This window comes from Paracidovorax konjaci (genome assembly GCF_900112675.1).
Classification (GTDB): domain Bacteria; phylum Pseudomonadota; class Gammaproteobacteria; order Burkholderiales; family Burkholderiaceae_C; genus Paracidovorax; species Paracidovorax konjaci.
The window spans coordinates 11,887-34,163 of the sequence record NZ_FOMQ01000013.1; the positions used below are offsets into that span (position 1 = coordinate 11,887).

19 protein-coding genes and 1 riboswitch are annotated in these 22,277 nt (G+C 68.8%); of the genes, 13 read left to right on the top strand and 6 right to left on the bottom strand.

Annotation, left to right across the window (positions count from 1 at the left end; translation table 11 throughout):
* Positions 1–38 precede the first annotated feature (38 nt).
* The 4 genes from BM144_RS17425 to BM144_RS17440 all read left to right on the top strand — a co-directional run bounded on the left by BM144_RS17425 (position 39) and on the right by BM144_RS17440 (position 4,807).
* Positions 39–1,625, top strand: coding sequence for an ABC transporter substrate-binding protein (locus BM144_RS17425; protein WP_092955104.1), 1,587 nt, complete (start codon positions 39–41; stop codon positions 1,623–1,625).
* A 155-nt stretch (positions 1,626–1,780) separates the two neighbouring features.
* Complete coding sequence (mnmE, locus tag BM144_RS17430) at positions 1,781–3,223, top strand: tRNA uridine-5-carboxymethylaminomethyl(34) synthesis GTPase MnmE (RefSeq protein ID WP_092955107.1); 1,443 nt, start codon at positions 1,781–1,783, stop codon at positions 3,221–3,223.
* A 71-nt stretch (positions 3,224–3,294) separates the two neighbouring features.
* Entirely contained in the window at positions 3,295–3,795 is a 501-nt protein-coding gene (locus BM144_RS17435) for a Crp/Fnr family transcriptional regulator (RefSeq protein WP_092955110.1), read from the top strand.
* A gap of 118 nt (positions 3,796–3,913) precedes the next feature.
* Positions 3,914–4,807, top strand: a complete 894-nt coding sequence (locus BM144_RS17440; RefSeq protein ID WP_092955113.1) for a hypothetical protein — start codon at positions 3,914–3,916, stop codon at positions 4,805–4,807.
* A 102-nt stretch (positions 4,808–4,909) separates the two neighbouring features.
* Here BM144_RS17440 and BM144_RS17445 read toward each other — a convergent pair whose 3' ends face one another.
* The 3 genes from BM144_RS17445 to BM144_RS17455 all read right to left on the bottom strand — a co-directional run bounded on the left by BM144_RS17445 (position 4,910) and on the right by BM144_RS17455 (position 10,543).
* The gene (locus BM144_RS17445) at positions 4,910–7,609 is read right to left on the bottom strand and encodes a PepSY domain-containing protein (protein WP_353615079.1); all 2,700 of its coding nucleotides are present in this window, start codon (positions 7,607–7,609) and stop codon (positions 4,910–4,912) included.
* Between the two features lie 293 nt (positions 7,610–7,902).
* Positions 7,903–8,457: an adenine phosphoribosyltransferase gene (locus BM144_RS17450; protein WP_092955116.1), complete on the bottom strand. Its 555-nt coding sequence runs from the start codon at positions 8,455–8,457 to the stop codon at positions 7,903–7,905.
* A 100-nt stretch (positions 8,458–8,557) separates the two neighbouring features.
* Positions 8,558–10,543, bottom strand: coding sequence for a monovalent cation:proton antiporter-2 (CPA2) family protein (locus BM144_RS17455; RefSeq protein WP_092955119.1), 1,986 nt, complete (start codon positions 10,541–10,543; stop codon positions 8,558–8,560).
* Between the two features lie 161 nt (positions 10,544–10,704).
* Here BM144_RS17455 and BM144_RS17460 point away from each other — a divergent pair, with 161 nt between their 5' ends.
* Genes BM144_RS17460 through BM144_RS17475 form a run of 4 tightly spaced genes read left to right on the top strand, consistent with a single transcriptional unit; the run spans position 10,705 to position 13,824 of the window.
* A complete protein-coding gene (locus BM144_RS17460) occupies positions 10,705–11,727 on the top strand; it encodes a KpsF/GutQ family sugar-phosphate isomerase (RefSeq protein ID WP_092955122.1) in 1,023 nt (340 codons plus the stop codon).
* A gap of 20 nt (positions 11,728–11,747) precedes the next feature.
* On the top strand, positions 11,748–12,335 hold the full coding sequence (locus tag BM144_RS17465; protein WP_092955365.1) for a KdsC family phosphatase: 588 nt from the start codon (positions 11,748–11,750) through the stop codon (positions 12,333–12,335).
* Positions 12,332–12,946, top strand: coding sequence for an LPS export ABC transporter periplasmic protein LptC (gene lptC / locus BM144_RS17470; RefSeq protein WP_092955124.1), 615 nt, complete (start codon positions 12,332–12,334; stop codon positions 12,944–12,946). Before BM144_RS17465 ends, lptC begins: the two co-directional genes overlap by 4 nt.
* A gap of 53 nt (positions 12,947–12,999) precedes the next feature.
* Positions 13,000–13,824 (top strand): SDR family oxidoreductase, encoded by an 825-nt coding sequence (locus BM144_RS17475; protein ID WP_092955127.1) that lies wholly within the window; start codon positions 13,000–13,002, stop codon positions 13,822–13,824.
* Between the two features lie 194 nt (positions 13,825–14,018).
* On the opposite strand, the gene rbp (BM144_RS17480) is transcribed toward BM144_RS17475, so the two are convergent.
* Together rbp (BM144_RS17480) and rbp (BM144_RS17485) are read right to left on the bottom strand one after the other, a co-directional pair.
* Positions 14,019–14,549, bottom strand: coding sequence for an RNA-binding regulator (gene rbp, locus BM144_RS17480; protein WP_092955130.1), 531 nt, complete (start codon positions 14,547–14,549; stop codon positions 14,019–14,021).
* Between the two features lie 263 nt (positions 14,550–14,812).
* Positions 14,813–15,187, bottom strand: coding sequence for an RNA-binding regulator (gene rbp, locus BM144_RS17485; protein WP_092955133.1), 375 nt, complete (start codon positions 15,185–15,187; stop codon positions 14,813–14,815).
* A gap of 266 nt (positions 15,188–15,453) precedes the next feature.
* Positions 15,454–15,647, top strand: a riboswitch (yybP-ykoY riboswitch).
* A gap of 6 nt (positions 15,648–15,653) precedes the next feature.
* On the opposite strand from rbp (BM144_RS17485), the gene BM144_RS17490 reads away from it, so the two are divergent.
* The 5 genes from BM144_RS17490 (at position 15,654) to BM144_RS17510 (ending at position 20,959) form a co-directional block, all read left to right on the top strand.
* Positions 15,654–16,232 carry a TMEM165/GDT1 family protein gene (locus tag BM144_RS17490; protein WP_092955137.1) on the top strand — a complete coding sequence of 193 codons (579 nt, stop codon included), beginning with the start codon at positions 15,654–15,656 and terminating at the stop codon, positions 16,230–16,232.
* 122 nt (positions 16,233–16,354) lie between these two features.
* On the top strand, positions 16,355–17,485 hold the full coding sequence (gene metX, locus BM144_RS17495; RefSeq protein ID WP_092955140.1) for a homoserine O-succinyltransferase MetX: 1,131 nt from the start codon (positions 16,355–16,357) through the stop codon (positions 17,483–17,485).
* Positions 17,482–18,066, top strand: coding sequence for a methionine biosynthesis protein MetW (gene metW / locus BM144_RS17500; RefSeq protein WP_092955143.1), 585 nt, complete (start codon positions 17,482–17,484; stop codon positions 18,064–18,066). The genes metX and metW overlap by 4 nt, the downstream gene beginning before the upstream one ends.
* A gap of 133 nt (positions 18,067–18,199) precedes the next feature.
* Positions 18,200–19,423 (top strand): GGDEF domain-containing protein, encoded by a 1,224-nt coding sequence (locus tag BM144_RS17505; RefSeq protein ID WP_092955146.1) that lies wholly within the window; start codon positions 18,200–18,202, stop codon positions 19,421–19,423.
* A 57-nt stretch (positions 19,424–19,480) separates the two neighbouring features.
* Entirely contained in the window at positions 19,481–20,959 is a 1,479-nt protein-coding gene (locus BM144_RS17510; protein WP_092955149.1) for a M20 family metallopeptidase, read from the top strand.
* Positions 20,960–21,046: 87 nt separating this feature from the next.
* Here BM144_RS17510 and BM144_RS17515 read toward each other — a convergent pair whose 3' ends face one another.
* A complete protein-coding gene (locus BM144_RS17515) occupies positions 21,047–22,234 on the bottom strand; it encodes an MFS transporter (protein WP_092955152.1) in 1,188 nt (395 codons plus the stop codon).
* Between the last annotated feature and the right edge of the window lie 43 nt (positions 22,235–22,277).

A 22,277-nucleotide genomic window follows, 5' to 3' on the forward strand; every position in this document is an offset into this window, starting at 1 on the left:
CTGTTCTTCTATCGACTCCCCTTTTTGGAGGCTTGCTGATGACGCAGCGTTTGAATTTATCCCTCGGAACGATCGCCCTGGCGGCCCTGCTCAGTGCCGGCGCGGCGAACGCCGCCACGATGCGCTGGGCTGGTGCAAACGACATCCTGACCGTGGATCCGCATGCCCAGAACCACCAGACCACGCACGCCTTCCTTCAGCAGGTGTACGAGAGCCTGGTCCGCTACGACCAGAAGTACCAGATCCAGCCTTCCCTGGCCACCAAGTGGACGCAGGTCTCGCCCACGCAGGTGCGCTTCGAATTGCGCAAGGGCGTCAAATTCCACGATGGCGCGCCGTTCACGGCCGATGACGTGGTGTTCTCGCTCACCCGCGCGATGACGCCGCCTTCCAACATGCAGTCGTCCGTGCAGAGCGTGAAGGAAGTGAAGAAGGTCGACGACTTCACCGTGGACCTCATCCTCAAGGGCCCCAACCCGGTGCTGCTGCGCGAGCTGACCGAGGCGCGCATCATGAACAAGGCTTGGGCCGAGAAGAACAACTCGACCAAGGCGCAGGACTACGCAGGCAAGGAAGAGAACTTCGCCTCGCGCAACGCCAACGGCACCGGTCCGTTCATCCTGGTGGGCTGGCAGCCGGACGTGAAGGTCACGCTCAAGAAGAACCCCGAGTGGTGGGACAAGCCCTCGGGCAACATCGACGAGGTGGTCTTCACGCCCATCAAGTCCGCCGCCACGCGCTCGGCCGCGCTGATTTCGGGCCAGGTGGATTTCGTCGTCGATCCGCCGCCGCAGGATCTGGCCCGCATGAAGGCCAGCCCCGACATCAAGCTGATCGAAGGCGCCGAGAACCGCACCATCTACCTGGGCCTGGACCAGTTCCGCGACGAACTGCCGGGCGCCGGCACGCCGGGCAAGAACCCGCTCAAGGACAAGCGCGTGCGGCAGGCGCTCTACCAAGCCGTCGATTCGGCCGGCATCCACAGCCGCACCATGCGCAACCTGTCGGTGCCCGCCGGCACCATGGTCGCGCCGATGGTGAACGGCTGGAGCAAGAGCCTGGACGAGCGTGCCGCCAAGTACGACGTGGAGGCCGCCAAGAAGCTGCTGGCCGACGCCGGCTATCCCAACGGCTTCTCGCTCAAGCTCGATTGCCCCAATGACCGCTACGTGAACGACGAGGCGATCTGCCAGGCCGTCACCGCCATGTGGACCCGCATCGGCGTCAAGACCACGCTGCAGGCCGCGCCCATGGCCCAGTTCGTCAGCCGCGTGATGAACAACGACGTGAACGCCTACCTGTTCGGCTGGGGCGTGGCCACGTTCGACGCGCTCTACTCGCTGGATTCGCTGATGTCCACGAAGGACGGCAAGACCGCCGCGGGCGTCTACAACGGCGGCCGCTTCAGCGATGCCAAGCTCGACGGCATGATCGGCCAGATCAAGGTGGAAATGGACACGGCCAAGCGCGACGCACTCATCGCCGATGCGCTGAAGCTGGTCAAGGACGAGTACTACTACATCCCCCTGCACCACCAGATCCGCCCCTGGGCGATGCGCAAGGGCGTGGAGACGCTGCACCGCGCGGACGACCGCCCGATGCCCAACTGGACGACCATCAAGTAAGCGCAGCGGCGGCCGCGGGCCGTCTGCTATCGAAGCTATTGATTTGGTAGCAAATCCGCGGATGGCATGGGGATGGACGGACGGCCGGCGGCTATCATGCGCGGCGTTCCTGGCGGCCGACCGGCCCGCGCCTTTCTCCTTCCTTTTCTGCCCCCATGCTGTCCCGCCATTCCGACCCCATCGCCGCCATCGCCACCGCTCCGGGGCGCGGGGCCGTGGGCATCGTGCGTGTCTCCGGCAAAGGGCTGGATGCGCTGGTGCAGGCGCTGTGCGGCCGCGCGCTGCGGCCGCGCGAGGCCACCTATCTTCCGTTCCGCGACGCAGCGGGACAGGCCATCGACCAGGGCCTGGCGCTCTACTTTCCCGCGCCCCACAGCTACACCGGCGAGGACGTGCTGGAACTGCAGGCGCACGGCGGGCCCGTGGTGCTCCAGTTGCTGCTGGCGCGTTGCCTGGCCGCTGCCGCCACGGCCGACGCCGCCACCGGCCGGCCCGCGCTGGCCGGCCTGCGGCTCGCGCAGCCGGGCGAGTTCACCGAGCGCGCCTTCCTCAACGACAAGATCGATCTGGCACAGGCCGAGGCCATCGCCGATCTGATCGACGCCAGCACCGAGGCCGCCGCGCGCAGCGCCAGCCGTTCGCTCGCGGGTGCGTTCTCGGACGAGATCCACCGCCTGCGCGACGCCCTGGTGCACCTGCGCATGCTGGTGGAGGCCACGCTCGACTTCCCCGAGGAAGAGATCGACTTCCTGCGCAAGGCCGATGCCCATGGCCAGTTGGCGGCGCTGCAGGCCACGCTCGCGGAGGTGATGCGCCGCACGCGCCAGGGCGCCCTGCTGCGCGAGGGCATCAAGGTGGTGATCGCGGGGCAGCCCAACGCAGGCAAGAGTTCGCTGCTGAATGCGCTGGCCGGCGCCGAACTGGCCATCGTCACCCCGATCGCCGGCACCACGCGCGACAAGGTGCAGCAGACCATCCAGATCGAGGGCGTGCCTCTGCACGTGATCGACACGGCCGGCCTGCGCGAGAGCGAGGACGAGGTCGAGAAGATCGGCATCGAGCGGGCATGGCAGGAGATCGCCGCGGCCGACGCCGTGCTGTTCCTGCACGACCTCACGCGTGCGGATGCTCCTGAATACATAGCGGCAGATTCAATGATTGCGGCGGCAATCGGGCAAAAACTGCCCAGCCACGTGCCGGTGGTCGATGTCTGGAACAAAAGCGACCGTGCCGAGGGGGCTGCCGCTGCGCGGGAGTCCGCGCCGGCCCCGGCGGCCGGCGGCCACGCCTCGGTGCGCCTGTCCGCGCGCACCGGCGATGGACTGGACACCCTGCGCCGCGTGCTGCTGGACATTGCCGGCTGGCAGTCCGCGCCCGAGGGCATCTACACCGCCCGGGCGCGCCACGTCGAGGCATTGCAGGCGGTGGATGCGCACCTGATGGAAGCGGCTGCTCAGCTGCAGGCGCAGGGGCCGGCATTGGACCTGCTGGCCGAGGAACTGCGGTTGGCCCAGCAGGCGCTGAACGCGATCACCGGCGAATTCACCTCCGACGACCTGCTGGGCGTGATCTTTTCGAGCTTCTGCATCGGGAAATGAGGCAGCTGCTTTGTAAAAAGAGGTAAGGACTGCTTGTGTGCGGGGGGTTGCGGGGATACCGTCCCGCCACTATGAATGCCGTGCTGTCTCCTCCCTCTTCCACCACCAAGGCCGATCTCAGCGGCCTCGTGTACGCGATTGCCCAGTCCGTGGCGGAAGACGGACTCCCCAACCCCTTCACGACCGAGCAGTGGGATTTGCTGGCCGGCTACCTCTTGCCGATGCAGGTGGATGCGGGCCACACGCTGTTCACCCAGGGCGTGAAGGACCGCACGCTCTATCTCATCGAAAGCGGCAGCTGCAGCGTGCATTACGAGGACGAGAAGGGCCGGCTGCGGCTGGCCATCGTGGGGCCGGGCTCTCTGGTGGGCGAAGGCGCCTTCTTCTCGCACCGCCCCCGCAGCGCGACGGTGCAGACAGGCGCCCCCAGCAAGCTGTGGACCCTGACGGCGCTGCGGTTCACCGAATTGTCCAACCGGCAACCGGCCGTGGCGCTCGGACTGGCCATGGCTGCGGGCTCGGTGCTGTCGCGGCGGCTGGGCAACCGCCGTCGCCGTGTTGCGGCAACCTGACAGAACACGGCGGCGCAGCGACCGGACGGGGGAGGTTCCGGATCCGCAGCCCGGGAGGGCCGGATGCCACGATTACACTTGTTGCAGTCGTCCGCCCTGTTGAAAGAAGGCCCGTCGCATGTCCCTGTTCAGCTGGTTTTCCCGCAAAACGCCCTCGCCCCGGCCCCGTCCCGCCGCGGAGCCCACCGGCCTGCTGAACGCGGACGCCACCATCCCCCTCATCCCCGGTCGCAGCGGAAGGCCTGCCGTGCCACCGGCGCCCGCCGACCACGCCGCCAACCGCAAGAACGAACGCATGGAGCGGCGCGAGTTGCTCTACACGGTGGTGCGCGATGCCATGGTCCGTGCCAGCGTGCTGTCGGCCGGCTACAAGTTCAAGGTCCTGTCGCTGGACCAGCGGGGGCGCCAGTTCCTCGTGATGATCGACCTCGCACGCGAATACGGCGGCGAGACCGTCCGCCTCAGTGAGATTGAGGCACTCATCGCCCAGACGGCGAAATCGCGTTTCGACATCCTCGTGACGGCCGTGTACTGGCGCATCAACGACCATGTGGCCGTGGGCGTGCCGGGCAAGAGCATCCCCGTGCCGGCAGGCCATTCCAGCCCTGCGCATTCCCCCGCGCACGGCCCGGTGTCTGCACCCGCACCGCTGCTTCCCCCTGCCGCCGTCCGTCCTCCAGCCCCTGCGGAACCGGTGTCGTTGCTGGCGCCCCGCAATCCGTCGCCCCTGCTGCCGCCCGCACCGGTCGAAGGCGCCTCCAAGGGCGCGGCGCCCGGCAAGACCTATGAGCCGATCGAGGCGGACGAGGTGGCGGCCTTCAAGCGCGCGCTGGGTACCGCGGCCGCTGCCGCGCGTGCGCCGGCCGCCGCCGCCTCGCCGGGAACCACCGTGCGCAGCGGGCCGCTGCTGCCGCCGGCCCCGTCGGGATTCGAAGACACCGAGATGCCCGGCCATGGCGCAGAAGGGTCGGCACCCGATCTGAGCACCACGCAGTACGGCGAACTGCGCTGACGTTCCAGCGGCGCGGGTCGGTGGCCAGGCCGTGCAGTCCGGGTTCTGGCTCCTGGTCAACGGCCGTGGTGGCGGCACCGCCCGCCGCAGCCCGCGGTGGGTTCAATACACATCGCGCCGGTAGCGGCCCTCAGCGATCAGCTTTTCTGTTGCCTCGTCGCCCAGCGTGTCCAGGAGGACCCGGTCCACGCCGGCGGCCATGCCCTCCGCGCTGCCGCACACGAACAGCACCGCGCCTTCGTTCAACCATCCGCGCAGTTCCGGCAGGGCCGCCTGCAAGGCCTCCTGCACATAGCGGTGCGGGGTATCCGCGTCGCGGGAGAACACGCGCTGCAACCGCGGCAGATAGCCCTGCGACTGCCAGGAGGCGATCTCCTCGGCGCACAGGCTGTCGACCGCCTGTTGCCTCTCCCCGAAGAGCAGCCAATTGCGCCGTTGCCCCGACCGCACCCGCGCACGCAGATGGGCCCGCAGGCCGGCGAGCCCGGATCCGTTGCCGATGAAGATGCAAGGCCGTCCCTCGGTTGCCTCCGCGCTGAAGCGGGGGTTCTCGACGAACCGCAGCGATTGCACGCTGCCCAGGGGCGCGTGGGCCGTCAGCCAGCCCGATGCGATGCCCAGGCCATGCGCGTGCCGTTCCTGGCGCACCAGCAATTGCAGCGCGCCGTCCTCCGGCAGCGAAGCGACCGAATAGGTGCGTGGCGCCAGGGGTACCAGTCCATCCACGCAGGCCTGCGGGCTGGATTCGGCGGGCAAGGGAGGGAGCACGCTCCTCGCCAGCGCTTCGGCCAGCGGCTCCCGCCCCGCGCCGCTGCGCACTAGGGCCCGCCCGTCGAGCCCGGCGGCCTTCAGCCAGACCGCCACGGTGTCGGGGGAGTGGCGGGGAAGGATGTCCACGAGGGCGCCAGGGTGCCAATGGCGAGCCTCGCTCGCATCGACCGGGCGCAGGGTGATTTCCAGCAGCGGGCCGCCCAGGCTGCCGGGGTTCAGTAGTTCCCGGTTTTCGAGGCGCCACGGCTCCATGGCCGGGGCGGGAGCCTCCGTGTCCGGTGGGGTGGTTGGGACCGTTGCCAGGTTTTCCAGGCCGTCCAGAGCGGCCAGCGCTTCGTGCCAGCGCCCCAGCGCGCCCGCATCCCCATCGTCCACTTCGATCAGGGGGAACAGCGGCTGTGCGCCCCATCGCCGCAGTTCTGCGTCCAGGGCATGCCCGAAGCCGCAGAAGTGGGTGTAGTGGCGATCGCCCAGCGCCAGCAGGGCATAGCGCGTGCGTCCCAGCGGAGCCGCTCCTTGCCCGCTCGGACCCTGCTGCAGGGTCCGCATGAAGCGGCGCGCGCTGTCGGGCGGTTCACCCTCGCCGAAGCTGCTGGCGACGATCAACAGGCGGGCGTGGCTGCCCAGGTCTTCCGGCGCCAGGTCCTGCAGCGCACGGACTTGCGATGGAAGCCCCGCCCGTTGCAGGGCGCTGGCGGTCTGCAGCGCGATGCGCTCCGCCGTACCGGCCTGGCTTGCATAGGCGACGAGCAGAGAGCCGGTTCCGGTGGGCCTTCCCTGCTGGGCGGCGGCCAGGCCGCGCTCCGCTGCGTGCCGGGCGGCGTCCGCGGCCCGCCGCTGGCGCCGCCGGCCCAGGTAGAGCATCCAGCCCGTGATGGCGAAAAGCGGCAGCGCCAGGCTGGCCGCGGTGACCGCCATGCGGCCGGGCAGACCGAAGTAGGTGCCCATGTGCAGCGGGTAGATGGTGGAAAGTGCGCGCACCCCGAGGCTGCGGTGGCCATAGCGGTCGTCGGTGGTGATGTCGCCGGTGCGCAGGTCGATCAGCGTGCGGTGGCGGGCCCGCTCGTGCGGGGCATCCTGGTCCAGCCACTGGATCTGCAGGGGCTGGTCAGCGCGCTGCGGGAAGCGCAGCACGGCCAGCCGCCAGCCCGGCGCCTGTTGTGAAAAGCTGCGCCATGCGGGAGCGAGGTCCGGCGCCGTCCCCGATGGCACCCGGGCTCCGCCGTCGGCGGACCGGGCGGGCGTGGCCATGGCTTGCCGCGGCGGGCGCTGCTGTCCGGCCCAGCCGTCCACGGTGTCGCGGATGGCGTCGAAGGACCAGTACAGGCCCGTGGCAGTGAGCGCCACGTAGACGACCAGGGCCCAGGTCCCGGCCACCGCGTGCAGATTCCAGAGGAAAGGCCGGCCCTTGAGCTGCATGTCGAATGCCAGCCAGGTGCGCCAGCGCAGGGGATGGCGGGGCCAGCGCAGGTACAGGCCGGACAGCGCGAGGCCCAGCAGGCACAGCGCGAGCACACCCGTGGTGACGCGCCCGGGCTCGCGCGGCAGCAGCAGCCAGCGGTGCAGGGATTCGATCCACTCGAAGGCATCGTGCCCTTTCAAGCCGGGCTGCACGGCGCCGGTGTAGGGGTGCAGGTAGGCGGATTCCCCCCGGCGCTCCCCGTTTCGCGCCGCGAAGCTGATGCGCGCTGCCGTGCCGGGCTCCGCATCCACGGTGAGCACATTGACGCGGCGGTCGTCGCCGCGCCGCGCGAGCGCTTCCAGCAACTGCGGCGGAGTCAGCGCGGGCACGGTCTGCGGTGCGACGTGCCGAACGCCCGGGTTGACCAGGTCCAGCAGTTCCTCCCGGAAGGCCAGCAGGGCGCCCGTCATCCCGATCACGATGAGCACCGTGCCGGCCGTGATCCCGACGAACCAATGCAGCTGGAACAAGACCTGGCGCAGCGATGGCAGTGCGAGCCGCCGGCTGCTGCGGGCCGAGGCGGTGGGCTCCGGCGTGGATGGGAGCGCGTCGCGCGCCGGGGCGGTCACCGAACGCCCTTCACCATTGCGCCGGCCAAACGCGTGCCCTTGCCGGCGAAGGGATCCGCCAGGCCAACGCTTGGGGCGAGCTGGGGGCACGACAGAAGGTGAAGGCGGAGCGGCGGCAGGGCAGGCATGGGAGACAAGCGGGAAACGGCCCGCGTGGCACGCGCGCAGGCGAGCCCGGGCCTGTCGGCCCGGGAGAATTATGAGAATGATTGTTATTTTACCGCCGAGCCCCGGCGGCGTTGCCGCGGGGCCGTGGTGTCCGAACGGCCGGCGCAGCGGCCGGGCGCATTGGTTCAATGGCCTGCGAAATCGACCAGCGTGAAAAGCGGCAGGCCGGATTCACGCAGCCGGCGGGAGCCGCCGAGTTCCGGCAGGTCCACGATGGCCGCGCCTTCGGTCACCGTCGCGCCCAGCCGCTCCAGCAGCTTGCGGCCCGCCATCATCGTGCCGCCGGTCGCGATCAGGTCGTCGATCAGCAGCACCCGGTCGCCGGCTTTGACGGCGTCGGCATGCAATTCCACCGTGGCACTGCCGTATTCCAACTCATAGGTCTCCTCGACCGTGGTGAACGGCAGCTTGCCCTTCTTGCGGATCGGCACGAAGCCGATGTTGAGCTCATAGGCGACCACGGCGCCGAGGATGAAGCCGCGCGCGTCGAGCCCGGCCACCACGTCGGGACGCAGCCCCTTGTCCATGTACCGGTGGACGAAGGCATCGATGAGCACGCGGAAAACCTTCGGGTTCTGCAGCAGTGGCGTGATGTCCCGGAACTGCACACCCGGCGCGGGCCAGTCGGGCACGGTGCGGATGTATTGGCGGAGGTATTCGTTGACGCTGAGGTCTTGCATGGCGTGAATCCGCCCGGGAGGCGGCCGCGTGGCCGGTCGGGCGAGGCAAAACCGGCAGTGTAGGGCGGGAGCGGATGCGGCCCCAACCGCCCCCTGCGCATCAGCCGCGCAGCAGCGCGTCTTCCGCCAGCGCCAGCGCGGCGGGATGGCCCGAGATCACGAGCGTGTCGCCTTCGGAGAGCACGCTTTCCTCCGACGGCGTGGAGCTGCGGCCGTCCTTGTGGCGAAGGTTGACCACCCGCACGCCGATGGCGTGCATGGGCAGGTCGGCCAGTGCCTGGCCCAGCGTGCCGGCGCCGGGGGGCAGGGTGACCGTGGCGAGGCGCTCCTGTTCGCGCTCCGAGCCGGTGTCGTCGTCCGCACCGTGGAAGTAGCCGCGCAGCAGGTTGTAGCGCGCATCGCGCTGCTCCTGCACGAGCCGAAGCACCCGCCGCATCGGAACGCCCACGAGCGCCAGCGCATGGCTGGCCAGCATGAGGGATCCTTCGATGGCCTCGGGCACCACTTCGGTCGCGCCGGCCGCCTGCAGCTTGTCGAGGTGGAGGTCGTCCTGGGTGCGCACCACCACCGGTACCTGCGGCGCGTGCGCCCGGGTGTTCGCAAGCACTTTCAGGGTGGCGGGAATGTCGAGATAGGTCACCGCCACGGCGCTGGCGCGCACCAGCCCTGCCGCCATCAGCGCCTGCAGGCGCGTGGCGTCGCCGTAGACCACCGAATCGCCCGCGGCGGCGGCCTGCCGCACGCGGTCGGGATCGAGGTCGAGCGCCATGTAGGGGATGTGCTCGCGCTCCAGCATGCGCGCCAGGTTCTGCCCGCAACGCCCATAGCCGCAGATCAGCACGTGGCCGCTGGTATTGATGGCCTTGCGCGCGATGGTGGTCATCTGCAGCGACTGCTGCAGCCAGTCGCTGGCGACCAGTTTCATCACGATGGGATTGCTGTACTGGATCAGGAACGGCGTGGCCAGCATCGACAGGACCATGGCCGCCAGCACGGGGTTCATGAGCGCGGGCTCGATCAGCGCATGCTCCTGCGTGAGGGAGAGCAGCACGAAACCGAACTCGCCGGCCTGCGCCAGGTAGAGCCCCGTGCGCAGCGACACACCCGTGGTGGCGCCCATGCCACGCGCGAGCAGCAGGATCACGCCGGCCTTGAGGAGCAGGGGCACGACCAGCAGCACCAGCACCAGCGCCCAGCGCTCCAGCAGGATGTGCCAGTCGAGCATCATGCCGACGGTGATGAAGAACAGCCCGAGCAGCACATCGTGGAACGGGCGGATGTCGGTGCCCACCTGGTGCCGGTATTCGGTTTCGGACACCAGCACGCCCGCGATGAATGCGCCCAGCGCGAGCGACAGGCCCGCCACCTCCGTGAGCCACGCCAGACCGAGCGTGATGAGCAGCAGGTTCAGCATGAACAACTCGTCGCTCTTGCGGCGCGCCACCAGGGTGAGCCACCAGCGCATCACGCGCTGCCCGCCTACCAGCAGCACCGCCACGAGCACGGTGGCCTTGAGCAGCGCGAGCCCCAGCGCCACCAGCAGCCGCTCCGGCGAGGATCCGAGCGCGGGTATCAGCACCAGCAGCGGCACCACGGCCAGGTCCTGGAACAGCAGCACTCCCAGCACGCGCCGGCCGTGTTCCGTTTCCAGTTCCGCGCGCTCGCTCATGAGCTTGACCACGATGGCCGTGCTGCTCATCACGAGCGTGCCGCCCAGGGCCAGCGCGGTCTGCCAGCCCATCTGCCACAAGCCGCCCACGAAGCGCGAAAGCAGCAGCATGCCTGCCATGCCGGCTGTCAGCGTCAGGCCCACCTGGAGCAGGCCCAGCCCGAAGACGAACTGGCGCATGGCGCGCAGCTTGGAAAGGCTGAATTCCAGGCCGATCGAGAACATCAGGAAAACGACCCCGAACTCGCCGAGGTGGCGCACGCCTTCGGAGTTCTGGGTGAGCGCAAGCGCATGGGGCCCGATCAGGATGCCTGCGGCCAGGTAGCCCAGCATCGGCGGCAGCTTGAGGCTGCGGCATGCCACCACACCGAGCACGGCGGCCAGCAGGTAGAGCAACGTCAGGGCAAGCGAGGACATGCCCGATGCTAGCCGAGCGTCGCGGTGTTTCTGCGCTTGCGCTGGGCTGCCATGGCGGTATCGCCATGGCCCCGCGCAGACGCAGCGCGGGGCCCGAGTCCCGCGGGCGGGGCATTGGCGACCGCCGCGGGCGGGGAAGGGGCGACGAATAGAATCCTGGGATGCCTTCCGCTCCCTCTGCACCGGTGCCGACCGCCATGCCTGCGGCGCCTTTTTCCACCGAACGCGCCCTCCGCCTGGCCCGCGAAACCTTCGACATCGAGGCCGCCGCGCTGGCAGGCCTGGCGGCCCGTGTGGGCGACGCGTTCGCCGAAGCGGTGCGCCGCATCCTGGACACCTCGGGGCGCGTGGTGGTCATGGGCATGGGCAAGAGCGGGCACGTGGGCCGCAAGATCGCGGCCACCCTGGCATCCACGGGCACCCCGGCGTTTTTCGTCCATCCGGCCGAGGCCGCCCATGGCGACCTCGGCATGGTGACATCCGGCGATCTGGTGCTGGCCATCTCCAACAGCGGCGAGAGCGGCGAACTCACCGTGCTGCTGCCCGTGCTCAAGCGCCTGGGCATTCCGCTGGTGGCCATGACGGGGGGCCTGCACTCCACGCTGGCCCGCCATGCCGATCTGGTGCTCGATTGCAGCGTCGATCGCGAAGCCTGCCCCCTCAACCTTGCGCCGACGGCCAGCACCACCGCCCAGCTGGCCATGGGCGATGCACTGGCCGTGGCCCTGCTGGATGCGCGGGGTTTCCGGTCCGAAGACTTCGCACGGTCCCATCCCGGAGGAGCGCTGGGCCGCAAGCTGCTCACCCATGTGAGCGATGTGATGCGCTCGGGCGATGAAGTCCCGCACGTATTGCCGGAGGCTTCCTTCAGCGAACTGATGCGGGAGATGAGCGCCAAGCGGCTGGGCACGTCGGCGATCGCGGATGCGCACGGCAAGGTGCTCGGCATCTTCACCGATGGCGATCTGCGCCGCCGCATCGAAGCGGGCGCCGACTTGCGCAGCGTCACGGCCCGCGACGTCATGCAGCCGGGCCCGAGGACCATCGCGCCCGATGCGCTGGCGGTGGATGCCGCCGAGATGATGGAGCGGCATGCCATCACCAGCGTGCTCGTCACCGCTGCCAATGGCGCGCTGGTGGGTGTCGTCCACATCGGCGACCTCATGCGGGCGAAGGTCATCTGATGCCACATCTGAACATCGCCATGCCTGCATCGACTTCTCCGGTTCCGGATACGCTGCCTGCTCTGCGGCCGGCATTGCAGTTCGATCCTGCCCTGCTGCTGCGTGCGCAGGATGTCCGGGTCGCTTTCTTCGACGTCGATGGCGTGCTGACCGACGGCGGGCTCTACATCGGCGAGGCTGGCGAAACGCTCAAGCGGTTCCATACGCTCGACGGGCACGGCATCAAGCTTCTGCAGAGAGCGGGCATCGTGCCGGCCGTGGTGACCGGGCGCGACGCGCCTGCGCTGCGCCTGCGCCTGCAGGCCCTGGGCGTGGTCCACGCGCGGTTCGGCACCGAAAACAAGCGCCCGGCAGCCGAAGCCATCCTGGCGGAACTGGGACTCGGCTGGCACCAGGCGGCCGCGATCGGCGATGACTGGCCCGATCTGCCGGTCATGCGGCGCTGCGCCTTCGCCTGCGCGCCTTTGCAGGCCCATGCGGAAGCTCGGGCCGTCGCCCACTACACCACTTCGGCCCCTGGCGGCGGCGGTGCGGCCCGCGAGTTCTGCGACCTGTTGCTGGTGGCCAGTGGCCGCTATGCGGCGCTGCTGGAGGCCCACGCCGCATGATCGGCCGCGTTCGCAGGGTATGGGACCGGCTTTCCCTGTATCTGCCGGTGGTGCTCATGGGCGTCATGGCCTTGGGCACCTGGTGGCTGGTGCGCAACGCGCCGAAGCCGGCGCGGCCCGCCCAGGTGGCGGCTCCCACGCATGAGCCCGACTATTTCATGCGCGATTTCTCGGTCAAGAGTTTCGATGCAACGGGGCGGCTTCAGAGCGAAGTGCGCGGCAAGGTCGCTCGGCACTACCCCGATAACGACACGCTGGAAATCGACAACGCGCACATGCGTTCGGTGGGGCCGGACGGCCGCATCACCGTGGCCACCGGCAACCGGGCGCTCACCAACGCCGATGGCTCGGAAGTCCAGCTTTTCGGCAATGCCGTCGTCACGCGGGAGCCTTTGAACCGGCCCGGCCATGAGCCCATGCCCCAGTTGCAGTTCCGTGGCGAATTCCTCCATGCCTGGCTCAACAGCGAGCGTGTCCGCTCGAACCAGCCGGTCACGCTGACCCGGGGCGCGGACCAGTTCACCGCCGAGAGCATGGAGTACGACAACCTGGAGCAGATCATGCAATTGCGCGGCCGGGTGCGCGGCATGCTGATGCCGCCGTCCCGCTGACCTGGGCCTGCACCCGCCGAACCGAACCGCTCCATCGTCATGGGAGACCTGCAATGAGCCCTCGCCCCCTGGTTTTCATCACCGGTGCATCCAGCGGCATCGGACAGGCGTTGGCGCTCCGCTACCACCAGGCGGGCTACCGTTTGGCCCTGGTGGCACGGCGCGCAGCGGAAATCCAGGCCTGGGCGGATGCCAGCGGCCTGGGTACCCACGATTTTCGGATCTACCGCGCCGACGTGGCGCAACCCGACAGCATCATCGCGGCGGGCGGGGAGTGCATGGCCGAGCAAGGACTGCCTGACGTGGTGATCGCGAATGCCGGCATCAGCGTCGGCATGGACACGGCGGAGCGGGAAGACCTCGATGTCATGGCCCGGACCTTCGCCACCAACAACCTCGGCATGGCGGCGACGTTCCATCCGTTCGTGCCGGGCATGGTCCAACGGGGAAGCGGCACGCTGGTGGGCATCGGAAGCGTGGCCGGCATCCGCGGCCTGCCGGGTCACGGTGCCTATTGCTCCAGCAAGGCGGCTGTCATCAGCTACTGCGAGAGCCTGCGGGGTGAATTGCGGCCCAGTGGTGTGCGGGTGGTCACGCTCTGCCCGGGTTATATCGACACGCCGCTCACGTGCCAGAACCGCTATGCCATGCCGTTCCTCATGCAACCCGCCGATTTTGCCGACAAGGCGTATGCCGCCATCGGCGCAGGAGCCCGGTACCGCGTGATCCCCTGGCAAATGGGCGTGGTCGGCAAGTTGCTGCGCCTGCTGCCCGGCGGCTTGTTCGATCGATTGCTGGCAGGTCGGCCCCGCAAGCATCGGACGGGCGATGCGAATGGCAGGACCGCGGATGCGCCGCGCGGAGACCGGCAGAGCTGAAGAGCCTGAGCGACTCGCAGGCCCGAAAAGGTCTTGCCCGACTCTGCGATGGAGTACCGTATGGCCCTGAAGCAGGCGCTGCCAGAACGTGCGGCACCGTCAAAGCAAAAAGGCCCCGAAGGGCCTTTGGACAGAAAGAAAGAGGGGCTGGGTCTCCTCGCAGAAGCAACCCAGCTGACGCACGCTGCAGGTGCTCAGTAGCCGCCGCCGTTGTTGCCGCCGCCACCGCCGTAACCGCCGCGGCCACCACCGCCGCCGCCATTGCGGGCACCGGAGCCATAGGGGCTGCGGAAGCCGCCGTCACCACGGCCGCCATAGCCACCACCGCCGCCGCCTTCGCGACCGCCGCCGCCATAGCCGCCACCGCCATCACCACGTCCACCGCCGTATCCACCACCGCCGCCGCCACTGCGTCCACCGCCGTAGCCGCCACCACCGCCGCCGCCAAAGCCGCCACCGCTACGGGGAGGGCGGGCTTCCATCGGGCGAGCTTCGTTGACCACGATGCTGCGGCCGCCCAGGGATTGGCCGTTCATGCCGTTGATGGCCGCCTGGGCCTCGGCGTCACTGCCCATCTCGACAAAGCCGAAACCTTTGGAGCGGCCCGTGTCACGCTCCATCATGACTTTCGCGCTGGTCACGGCGCCGAATTCGCCGAAGGCCTGCTCGAGATCGCTGTCGCGCACGGAGTACGGCAGGTTGCCTACGTACAGTTTGTTGCCCATCACGGGACTCCTCAAAAACACATGGAAAAAGCGATGGAGTCCCGAAAACGCAGCCAGTCGGTCATTTAGAGCCCCTATGCGCGAAACTGACGGATCCCCGCAATGCAACGCGAAAAAACATTTTTCGCCGAAGCATTATGGGCCATAAAGAGTTGAAAAGATCAAGCCATCCAAAGCCTCTGATTCGCTCGGGCATGAATAAAAAAAGGACCCGCGAGGGTCCTTTTTTGTATCTGTTGGCAACCGCGCTGGGCGGTAACCCATCAGTAGTTGCGGCCGCCGCCGTAGCCACCGCCATTGCCGCCGCCGAAGCCGCCGCTGCGGCCACCGCCGCCGTAGCCACCGCCACCATTGCCGCCGCCGAAGCCGCCGCTACGGGGAGGGCGGGCTTCCATCGGGCGAGCCTCGTTCACGACGAGATCACGGCCACCGAAGTTCTGGCCGTGCGCGCCTTGGATGGCGGCTTGTGCTTCGGCATCGCTGCCCATTTCGACGAAGCCGAAACCCTTGGAGCGGCCGGTGTCACGTTCCATCATGACCTTGGCGCTGGAGACGGAGCCGTATTGGCTGAACGTCTGTTGCAGGTCGTCGTCACGGAAGGAATAGGGCAGGTTGCCCACGTAGAGTTTGTTGCCCATGAAGGACTCCTAAAAAAAACAAGAAAACGCGATGGAGCCCGACGCAACCAGCAAACCTGTGACGATTTCAGAGACGCGAAACCGACCAATCACCGCAATTTGCATCCCTGCAAGCAGAAACGCCGAACCATTATCAACCAACTATTCCGGAGTGCAGGATGAAAATTGGCGCGGTTGCAACGTTCGAGGGGGGTATTTACCCGGGTTTTGCGTGGCGTGGGCGGTTTTTGCCGACCGATGGGCGGCTCCGGGCTCGCACTACAATCGCGACAGTCTTTGGGGAGTAGCCCGCCCGGCGCCATGTTTCGCACGGGGGCATGCGTCAACAAACTTGGGCCGTTCCGGCCTATGGCGCATGCGGTTCCACCGAACTGGGCGAGACCATTGACTGCGTACCGATCCAATGGCCGGAGTCGGGGCGCAGTCAATGCTGTCTGCTCATATATCCGGCCGGATACCCCACGCCATGGAAGCCTTTCTCGTTTCTACGTCCATCGTCGCGCTCGCCGAGATGGGCGACAAGACCCAACTCCTGTCCCTCGTCCTCGCGGCCCGTTTCCGCAAGCCCTGGCCCATCGTGCTCGGCATTCTCGTGGCGACCACCGCCAACCATGCCCTGGCGGGTGCGGTGGGCGCCTGGGTGACCACCGTCATCGGCCCGCAGATGCTGCGGTGGATCCTGGGTTTGTCGTTCATCGCCATGGCCGCGTGGATGCTGATTCCCGACAAGCTGGATGAAGACGAGGCCGGTGGGCCGCCGCGCTTCGGCGTGTTCGGCACCACGCTGGTGGCGTTCTTCTTGGCCGAGATGGGCGACAAGACCCAGGTGGCGACGGTGATGCTGGCTGCGCAGTACAACGCCTATGCATGGGTGGTGGCGGGCACCACGCTCGGGATGATGCTGGCCAACGCGCCGGTCGTCTGGCTGGGCGAGCGCATCACGCGGCGTGTGCCGATCCGCGCGGTGCACGTGGTGTCGGCGGTCATTTTCCTGGTGCTGGGGCTGATCGCGCTGTTCGCTCCTGCGGCCGGTCCTTTGGCATAATTGCCGCTCACGCGCCGATTTGCCAAAGCTTGCGGGCGCTTTATAAATCCAGCTAAAGACCCGACCGATGGTGCACAGCGACGACCCGGCCTCGTTTTTAGCGATGCCGGGTTTTTCTTTCCATGTCGTTCATCGCCACACCGCAATCCATGCATTTCGCGGAGCCGCTGCCCCTGCTGGGGGGCGCATCGATCCGCGACTACACGCTGGCCTACGAAACCTACGGAACCCTGAACGCCGACCGCTCCAACGCGGTGCTGGTGTGCCATGCGCTCAACGCGTCGCACCACGTGGCGGGCGTCTACGAAGGCCAGCCGCGCAGCGAGGGCTGGTGGGACAACATGATCGGCCCGGGCAAGCCGGTGGACACGGACCGGTTCTTCGTGATCGGCATCAACAACCTGGGCTCCTGCTTCGGGTCGACGGGGCCGATGCATCCGCACCCCGATACCGGCGAAATCTACGGCGCCGATTTTCCCGTGGTGACCGTGGAGGACTGGGTGACCGCCCAGGCGCGCCTGCTGGACCGGCTGGGCGTGCAGCAGCTCGCCGCCGTGCTGGGCGGCAGCCTCGGCGGCATGCAGGCGCTGTCGTGGTCGCTGCAGTACCCGGAGCGCATGCGCCATGCGGTGGTGGTGGCGAGCGCCCCCAACCTCACGGCCGAGAACATCGCGTTCAACGAGGTGGCGCGCCGCGCGATCGTGACCGACCCGGATTTCCATGGCGGCCATTTCTACCGCTACGGCACGGTGCCCAAGCGGGGCCTGCGCATCGCCCGGATGATCGGCCACATCACGTACCTGTCCGATGACGTGATGAACGAGAAATTCGGCCGCCAGCTGCGCGAGGGGCTCGCGCCCAAGTACAGCACGCAGGACATCGAGTTCCAGATCGAGAGCTACCTGCGCTACCAGGGCGACAAGTTCAGCGACTACTTCGACGCCAACACCTACCTGCACATCACCCGTGCGCTCGACTATTTCGATCCGGCGCTGGCCTACGGAGGCAACCTCACGTTGGCGCTGGCGCGCGCCAGCGCGAAATTCCTGCTCGTGAGCTTCACGACCGACTGGCGCTTTTCCCCGGCGCGCAGCCGGGAGATCGTGAAGGCGCTGCTCGACAACCGGCGCAGCGTGAGCTACGCGGAGATCGACGCGCCGCACGGCCACGACGCCTTCCTGCTGGACGACGCGCGCTACCTGGGCGTGATGCGCTCTTATTTCGAAGGCATTGCCAAGGAGTCCGCCGCATGAGCGATCCATCCACCATGCATGCGATCGCACGCCTCGTGCCCCACGGCGCCCGCGTGCTCGACCTCGGCTGCGGCGACGGGGCGCTGCTCGCGATGCTGCAGCGCGAGCGCGGCTGCACCGGCTACGGCGTGGAGATTGCCGACGAGAACGTGCTGGCCTGCGTGCGCCGCGGCGTGAACGTGGTGCAGCTCAACCTCGACGAAGGGCTGGCCATGTTCAACGACAACTCGTTCGACGTGGTGCTGCAGATCGACACGCTGCAGCACCTGCGCAATGCCGAGGTGATGCTGCGCGAGACGGCGCGCGTCGGCCGCGCGGGCATCGTCGCGTTCCCCAATTTCGCGCACTGGCCCAACCGCCTGTCCGTGCTGCGCGGGCGCATGCCGGTCACGCGGCGCCTGCCCTACCAGTGGTACGACACGCCCAACATCCGTGTGGGCACGTTCAAGGATTTCGAGGTGCTCGCGCACAAGAACAACCTGCGGGTGCTCGATGCCTTCGGGCTGCAGGGCGGCCGCGAGGTGCGCGTGCTGCCCAATGCGATGGCGGGAACGGCCGTGTTCCATTTCGAACACGACTGAGCAGTCCGGCCGGCCTTCCCCGCGCGGCGGCCTGGCCTGGCAGGCGCAGGGGTGGCTGACAGTACCGGGCTCTTCGTTTATTCTCCGGCGCCCCGCGCGCCCCAGGATTTCCCTGCCCGATCCGCTTTCCGCCATGCCCCAGTTCACGCTGCACTTGCCGACCATGCTGGTGATGACCGTCGTGGGCTCCCTGGTGATGGCGGCCGGGTTGCTGCTGGTGGGCGTGCAGCGGCGGCGCGAGGGCCTCGGCCTGTGGGCGGCGGCACTGTTGATGCAGTCGCTGGCGTATGTGCTGCTCGCGCTGCGCGGGCGGGTGCCGGACGCGGTGTCCATCGTGGCGGCGAACGGCCTGCTGGCCGGCGTGTTCGCCAGTCTGCTCGCGGCCCTCTACCAATACCTGCGCCGCCCGATGCCGTGGCTGCAGATCGTGCTGCCGGTGCTGCTCACGCTGGCGCTGTTCATCGCGTTCCGCGAGGACTACACCGCGCGGCTGGTGCTGGCGGGTGTCATCTATCCGCTGCAACTCGGCCTGGTGCTGTGGACGCTGGGCCGGCATCCCTCGGAGGGGTACGGCGCCCGGCTCGTGGCCGCGGGCATCTGGCTGCAGGGGGCGATGCTGGTGGCCCGCGCGCTGGCCGCCGCCACCGGGCACATGCCCACGGGCGGGCTGCTGGAGGCGAGTTTCTGGCAGCACGCGACCTTCCTCACGACGTTCGTCACGGTGCAGGCATCGTCCTTCGGGTTCATCTTCATGGCGCGCGACCGCGCCGACGCCATCAACCGCCGCATGGCCGCGCGCGATCCGCTCACCGGCGTGCCCAACCGCCGAGCGACCATCGCCGCGCTGGACCGCGATGTGGGCCGCGCCATCCGCTCGCGGGAGCCGCTGTCGCTCATGATGGTGGACATCGACCACTTCAAGCGCGTCAACGACGGGCTGGGCCACCTCGTGGGCGACCAGGTGCTGCGCGGCGTGGTGGACGTGATGGGCACGCGCATCCGCGCGCAGGACATGATCGGGCGCTACGGCGGCGAGGAGTTCCTCGTGCTGCTGCCCGACACCCCGCTGGCGGGGGCGCAGCGGCTGGCGGCCGACCTTTGCCGCAGTGTGGAAAAAGCCCGCTTCGACACCTCCGCGGGGCCCGTGCAGGTTACGCTGAGCATCGGCGTGTTCGGCGGCCGGCTGGAGCCCGGCGACGGCTGGGACATGCTGATCGCCGCGGCCGACCGGGCGATGTACGACGCCAAGCACGGTGGCCGCAACCGTGTCGTCGTGGCGGACGCTCCGCTGCGGCTGCTTCCCCACGGCGCGGGCCTCCGGGACGGTCCCGAGACCCTCGCGCCCGGCGGCCCCTGAAACGCCCGCCCCCCGCGTTTTGCGGCTGCGGCACCGCGCCATCTTCCGAGGAACACCATGAACGCCCCCATCGCCCCGCACCTCCTCCAACCGGCCGAAGCGCTGGACCACGTCAGCCGCCAGTGGGACGGCGACATCGTGCGCCAGCTCACCGACTACATCGCCATCCCCGCCAAATCGCCCGGTTTCGCGCCCGACTGGGAGCAGCTCGGCCTGCTCGACACGGTGCTGCGCAATGCCGCCGCGTGGGTGGAAGCGCAGCGCGTGGAGGGCCTGCGGCTGGAGGTCATCCGCCAGCCGGGCCGCACGCCGGTGCTGTTCTTCGAGGTGGAGGCCACGCGGCCGCGTTCGGACCAGACCGTGCTCATGTACGGCCACCTCGACAAGCAGCCCGAGTTCGACGGCTGGCGCAAGGATCTGGGCCCGTGGACGCCCAAGTACGAGGACGGCAAGCTCTACGGCCGCGGCGGCGCGGACGACGGCTATGCGGTCTACGCCAGCATCGCCGCCGTGCAGGAGATCAAGCGGCAGGGCGTGCCGCACCCGCGCATCGTGGGCCTGATCGAGACCTGCGAGGAAAGCGGCTCGCGCGACCTGCTGCCCTATATCGATCTGCTGCGCCCGCGCCTGGGCAACGTGGAGCTGGTGATCTGCCTGGATTCCGGCGCCGGCAACTATGACCAGCTCTGGCTCACCACCAGCCTGCGCGGCATGGTGAGCGGCACGCTCAAGGTGCAGATCCTCACCGAGGGCGTGCATTCGGGCGATGCCTCGGGCCTCGTGCCCTCGTCGTTCCGCATCATGCGGCAGGTGCTCGACCGGCTGGAGGATTCCGCCAGCGGCCGCCTGCTGCCGGCGAGCTTCCACTGCGAGGTACCGCCCGACCGCCTCGCGCAGGCGCGCGCCACGGCCGCGATCCTGGGCGACGAGGTGATGCGGCGCTTTCCCTGGGCGCACTACGACTGCGGCGGCTCCACCGCCTTTGCGCTGCCCACCACCGACGACCCGGTGCAGGCGCTCATCAACCGCACCTGGACGCCCACGCTCAGCGTGACGGGCGCCGAGGGGCTGCCGGCCCTGCAGGACGCGGGCAACGTGCTGCGCCCCTACACCGCCTTCAAGCTCAGCCTGCGCCTGCCCCCCGTGGTGGACGCCGCCGAGAGCGTGCAGACGCTCAAAGCGCTGCTGGAGGACAACGCGCCCTACCAGGCCCGCGTGACCTTCGAGCCCGGCAGCGCGGCCAGCGGCTGGAACGCACCGGCCATCACGCCGTGGTTCGAGACCGCGCTCAACGCCGCGAGCCAGGCGCATTTCGGCGCCCCCTGCGGCTACATCGGGCAGGGCGGCACCATCCCGCTCATGAACATGCTGAGCCAGGGTTTCCCCACGGCGCAGATGATGGTCTGCGGCGTGCTCGGCCCCAAGAGCAACGCCCATGGCCCGAACGAGTTCCTGCACGTGCCCTACGCCAAGAAGCTGACCGCCGCCGTGGCCCAGGTGGTCACGAGCCTGCCCGAGCCCGCTGCCGGAGGGTAGAACGCCGGGTTGGAGCCAAAGGGGCTCCATGCCGCCGTATCCATTGAATAGTTTGCTATATATTTAATAGCAAAATGGACGTGCTTCTCAGGCGGCCTGCGTGCGCCGCTGCCGCAGCGCCAGCCACAGCAGCCCCGCGCCCGTGAGGGCGATGGGCACGATGGAGCCGTAGTTCAGCAGCTTCCAGCCCTGGGTGGTGACCAGCGCCCCGGACGCGAACGACGTGAGCGCCATGGTGGCGAACACGCCGAAGTTGATCGCCGCCTGGGCGCGGTCCTTCTCCTCAGGCCGCCAGGCGCGCATCGCCAGCGCGGTGCTGCCCGTGAAGAGGAAATTCCAGCCCACGCCCAGCAGGAACAGCGCCCCCACGAAGTGCTGCAGCTCCACCCCGGCGAGCGCGATCGCCACGCAGGCGGCATTCAGCGCCACCCCGGCGCCCATCACGCGCAGCACGCCGAAGCGCCGGATCAGGTGGCCCGTGAAGAAGCCCGGCGCGAACATGCCGATCACGTGCCACTCCAGAACGAAGGCGGCGTCGCTGAACGTGTGGCCGCAGACCTGCATGGCGAGCGGCGTGGCGGCCATGAGCAGGTTCATAACCCCGTAGCCCAGCGCCGCGGCCAGCATCGCGACGGCGAACACCGGGTCGCGCACCAGCCCCGCCACCGACCGGCCCGCCGCGGCGCCGGCTGCGGCCGCGTGGGGCGGCGCCGGCGGGAACCGCACGAAGGCCATGCAGCCCATCGACACCAGCGCCACGCCGACCAGCGCCAGGTACGCCCCCACGAAGGGCACGCCCAGCAGGTCGCGCGTGTGGTTGGCGAGGTTGGGCCCGGCCACGGCGCCCAGCAGCCCGCCCGCCATCACGAGCGACATGGCCGTGTCGCGCTGCGGTGCGGGCGCGATCTCGGCGGCCGCGAAGCGGTAGAGCTGCCCGTTGGCGCTGTAGTAGCCCGCGACCACCGTGGCCGCGCACAGCAGCCAGAAGGCGTGCGACCACACGGCCAGCGCGCACAGCAGCGCCGACACCGCCGCCACGGCCAGCCCGAGCTGGAACGACGCCTGCCGGCCCCAGCGCCGCTGCGCGCGCGCCACGAGCCCCGTGGACAGCGCCCCGCCCACCACGTAGCCCATCACGGGCAGCGTGGCCATCCAGCCGCGCGGCGCGAGCTGCAGGCCCACCAGCCCGTTGATGGCGATGAAGACGACGTTGTTGGTGAGGAACAGGCCCTGGCACAGCGCCAGCAGGCCGAGAGGCACGCGGTGGGAGGTCATGCGCCGATCTTGCCTGCTGCCACTGTGTCAAGGTCAAGCGGGG

Coding starts and splice junctions, on each gene's coding strand:
- BM144_RS17475 (WP_092955127.1), top strand. CDS start 13,000: ATGAGCCCTCGCCCCCTGGTTTTCATCACCGGTGCATCCAGCGGCATC.
- BM144_RS17440 (WP_092955113.1), top strand. CDS start 3,914: ATGTCCCTGTTCAGCTGGTTTTCCCGCAAAACGCCCTCGCCCCGGCCC.
- rbp (WP_092955130.1), bottom strand. CDS start 14,549: ATGGGCAACAAACTGTACGTAGGCAACCTGCCGTACTCCGTGCGCGAC.
- BM144_RS17455 (WP_092955119.1), bottom strand. CDS start 10,543: ATGTCCTCGCTTGCCCTGACGTTGCTCTACCTGCTGGCCGCCGTGCTC.
- lptC (WP_092955124.1), top strand. CDS start 12,332: ATGATCGGCCGCGTTCGCAGGGTATGGGACCGGCTTTCCCTGTATCTG.
- rbp (WP_092955133.1), bottom strand. CDS start 15,187: ATGGGCAACAAACTCTACGTGGGCAACCTGCCCTATTCCTTCCGTGAC.
- BM144_RS17515 (WP_092955152.1), bottom strand. CDS start 22,234: ATGACCTCCCACCGCGTGCCTCTCGGCCTGCTGGCGCTGTGCCAGGGC.
- BM144_RS17510 (WP_092955149.1), top strand. CDS start 19,481: ATGAACGCCCCCATCGCCCCGCACCTCCTCCAACCGGCCGAAGCGCTG.
- metX (WP_092955140.1), top strand. CDS start 16,355: ATGTCGTTCATCGCCACACCGCAATCCATGCATTTCGCGGAGCCGCTG.
- BM144_RS17460 (WP_092955122.1), top strand. CDS start 10,705: ATGCCTTCCGCTCCCTCTGCACCGGTGCCGACCGCCATGCCTGCGGCG.
- BM144_RS17435 (WP_092955110.1), top strand. CDS start 3,295: ATGAATGCCGTGCTGTCTCCTCCCTCTTCCACCACCAAGGCCGATCTC.
- BM144_RS17505 (WP_092955146.1), top strand. CDS start 18,200: ATGCCCCAGTTCACGCTGCACTTGCCGACCATGCTGGTGATGACCGTC.
- BM144_RS17490 (WP_092955137.1), top strand. CDS start 15,654: ATGGAAGCCTTTCTCGTTTCTACGTCCATCGTCGCGCTCGCCGAGATG.
- metW (WP_092955143.1), top strand. CDS start 17,482: ATGAGCGATCCATCCACCATGCATGCGATCGCACGCCTCGTGCCCCAC.
- BM144_RS17465 (WP_092955365.1), top strand. CDS start 11,748: ATGCCTGCATCGACTTCTCCGGTTCCGGATACGCTGCCTGCTCTGCGG.
- BM144_RS17425 (WP_092955104.1), top strand. CDS start 39: ATGACGCAGCGTTTGAATTTATCCCTCGGAACGATCGCCCTGGCGGCC.
- BM144_RS17450 (WP_092955116.1), bottom strand. CDS start 8,457: ATGCAAGACCTCAGCGTCAACGAATACCTCCGCCAATACATCCGCACC.
- mnmE (WP_092955107.1), top strand. CDS start 1,781: ATGCTGTCCCGCCATTCCGACCCCATCGCCGCCATCGCCACCGCTCCG.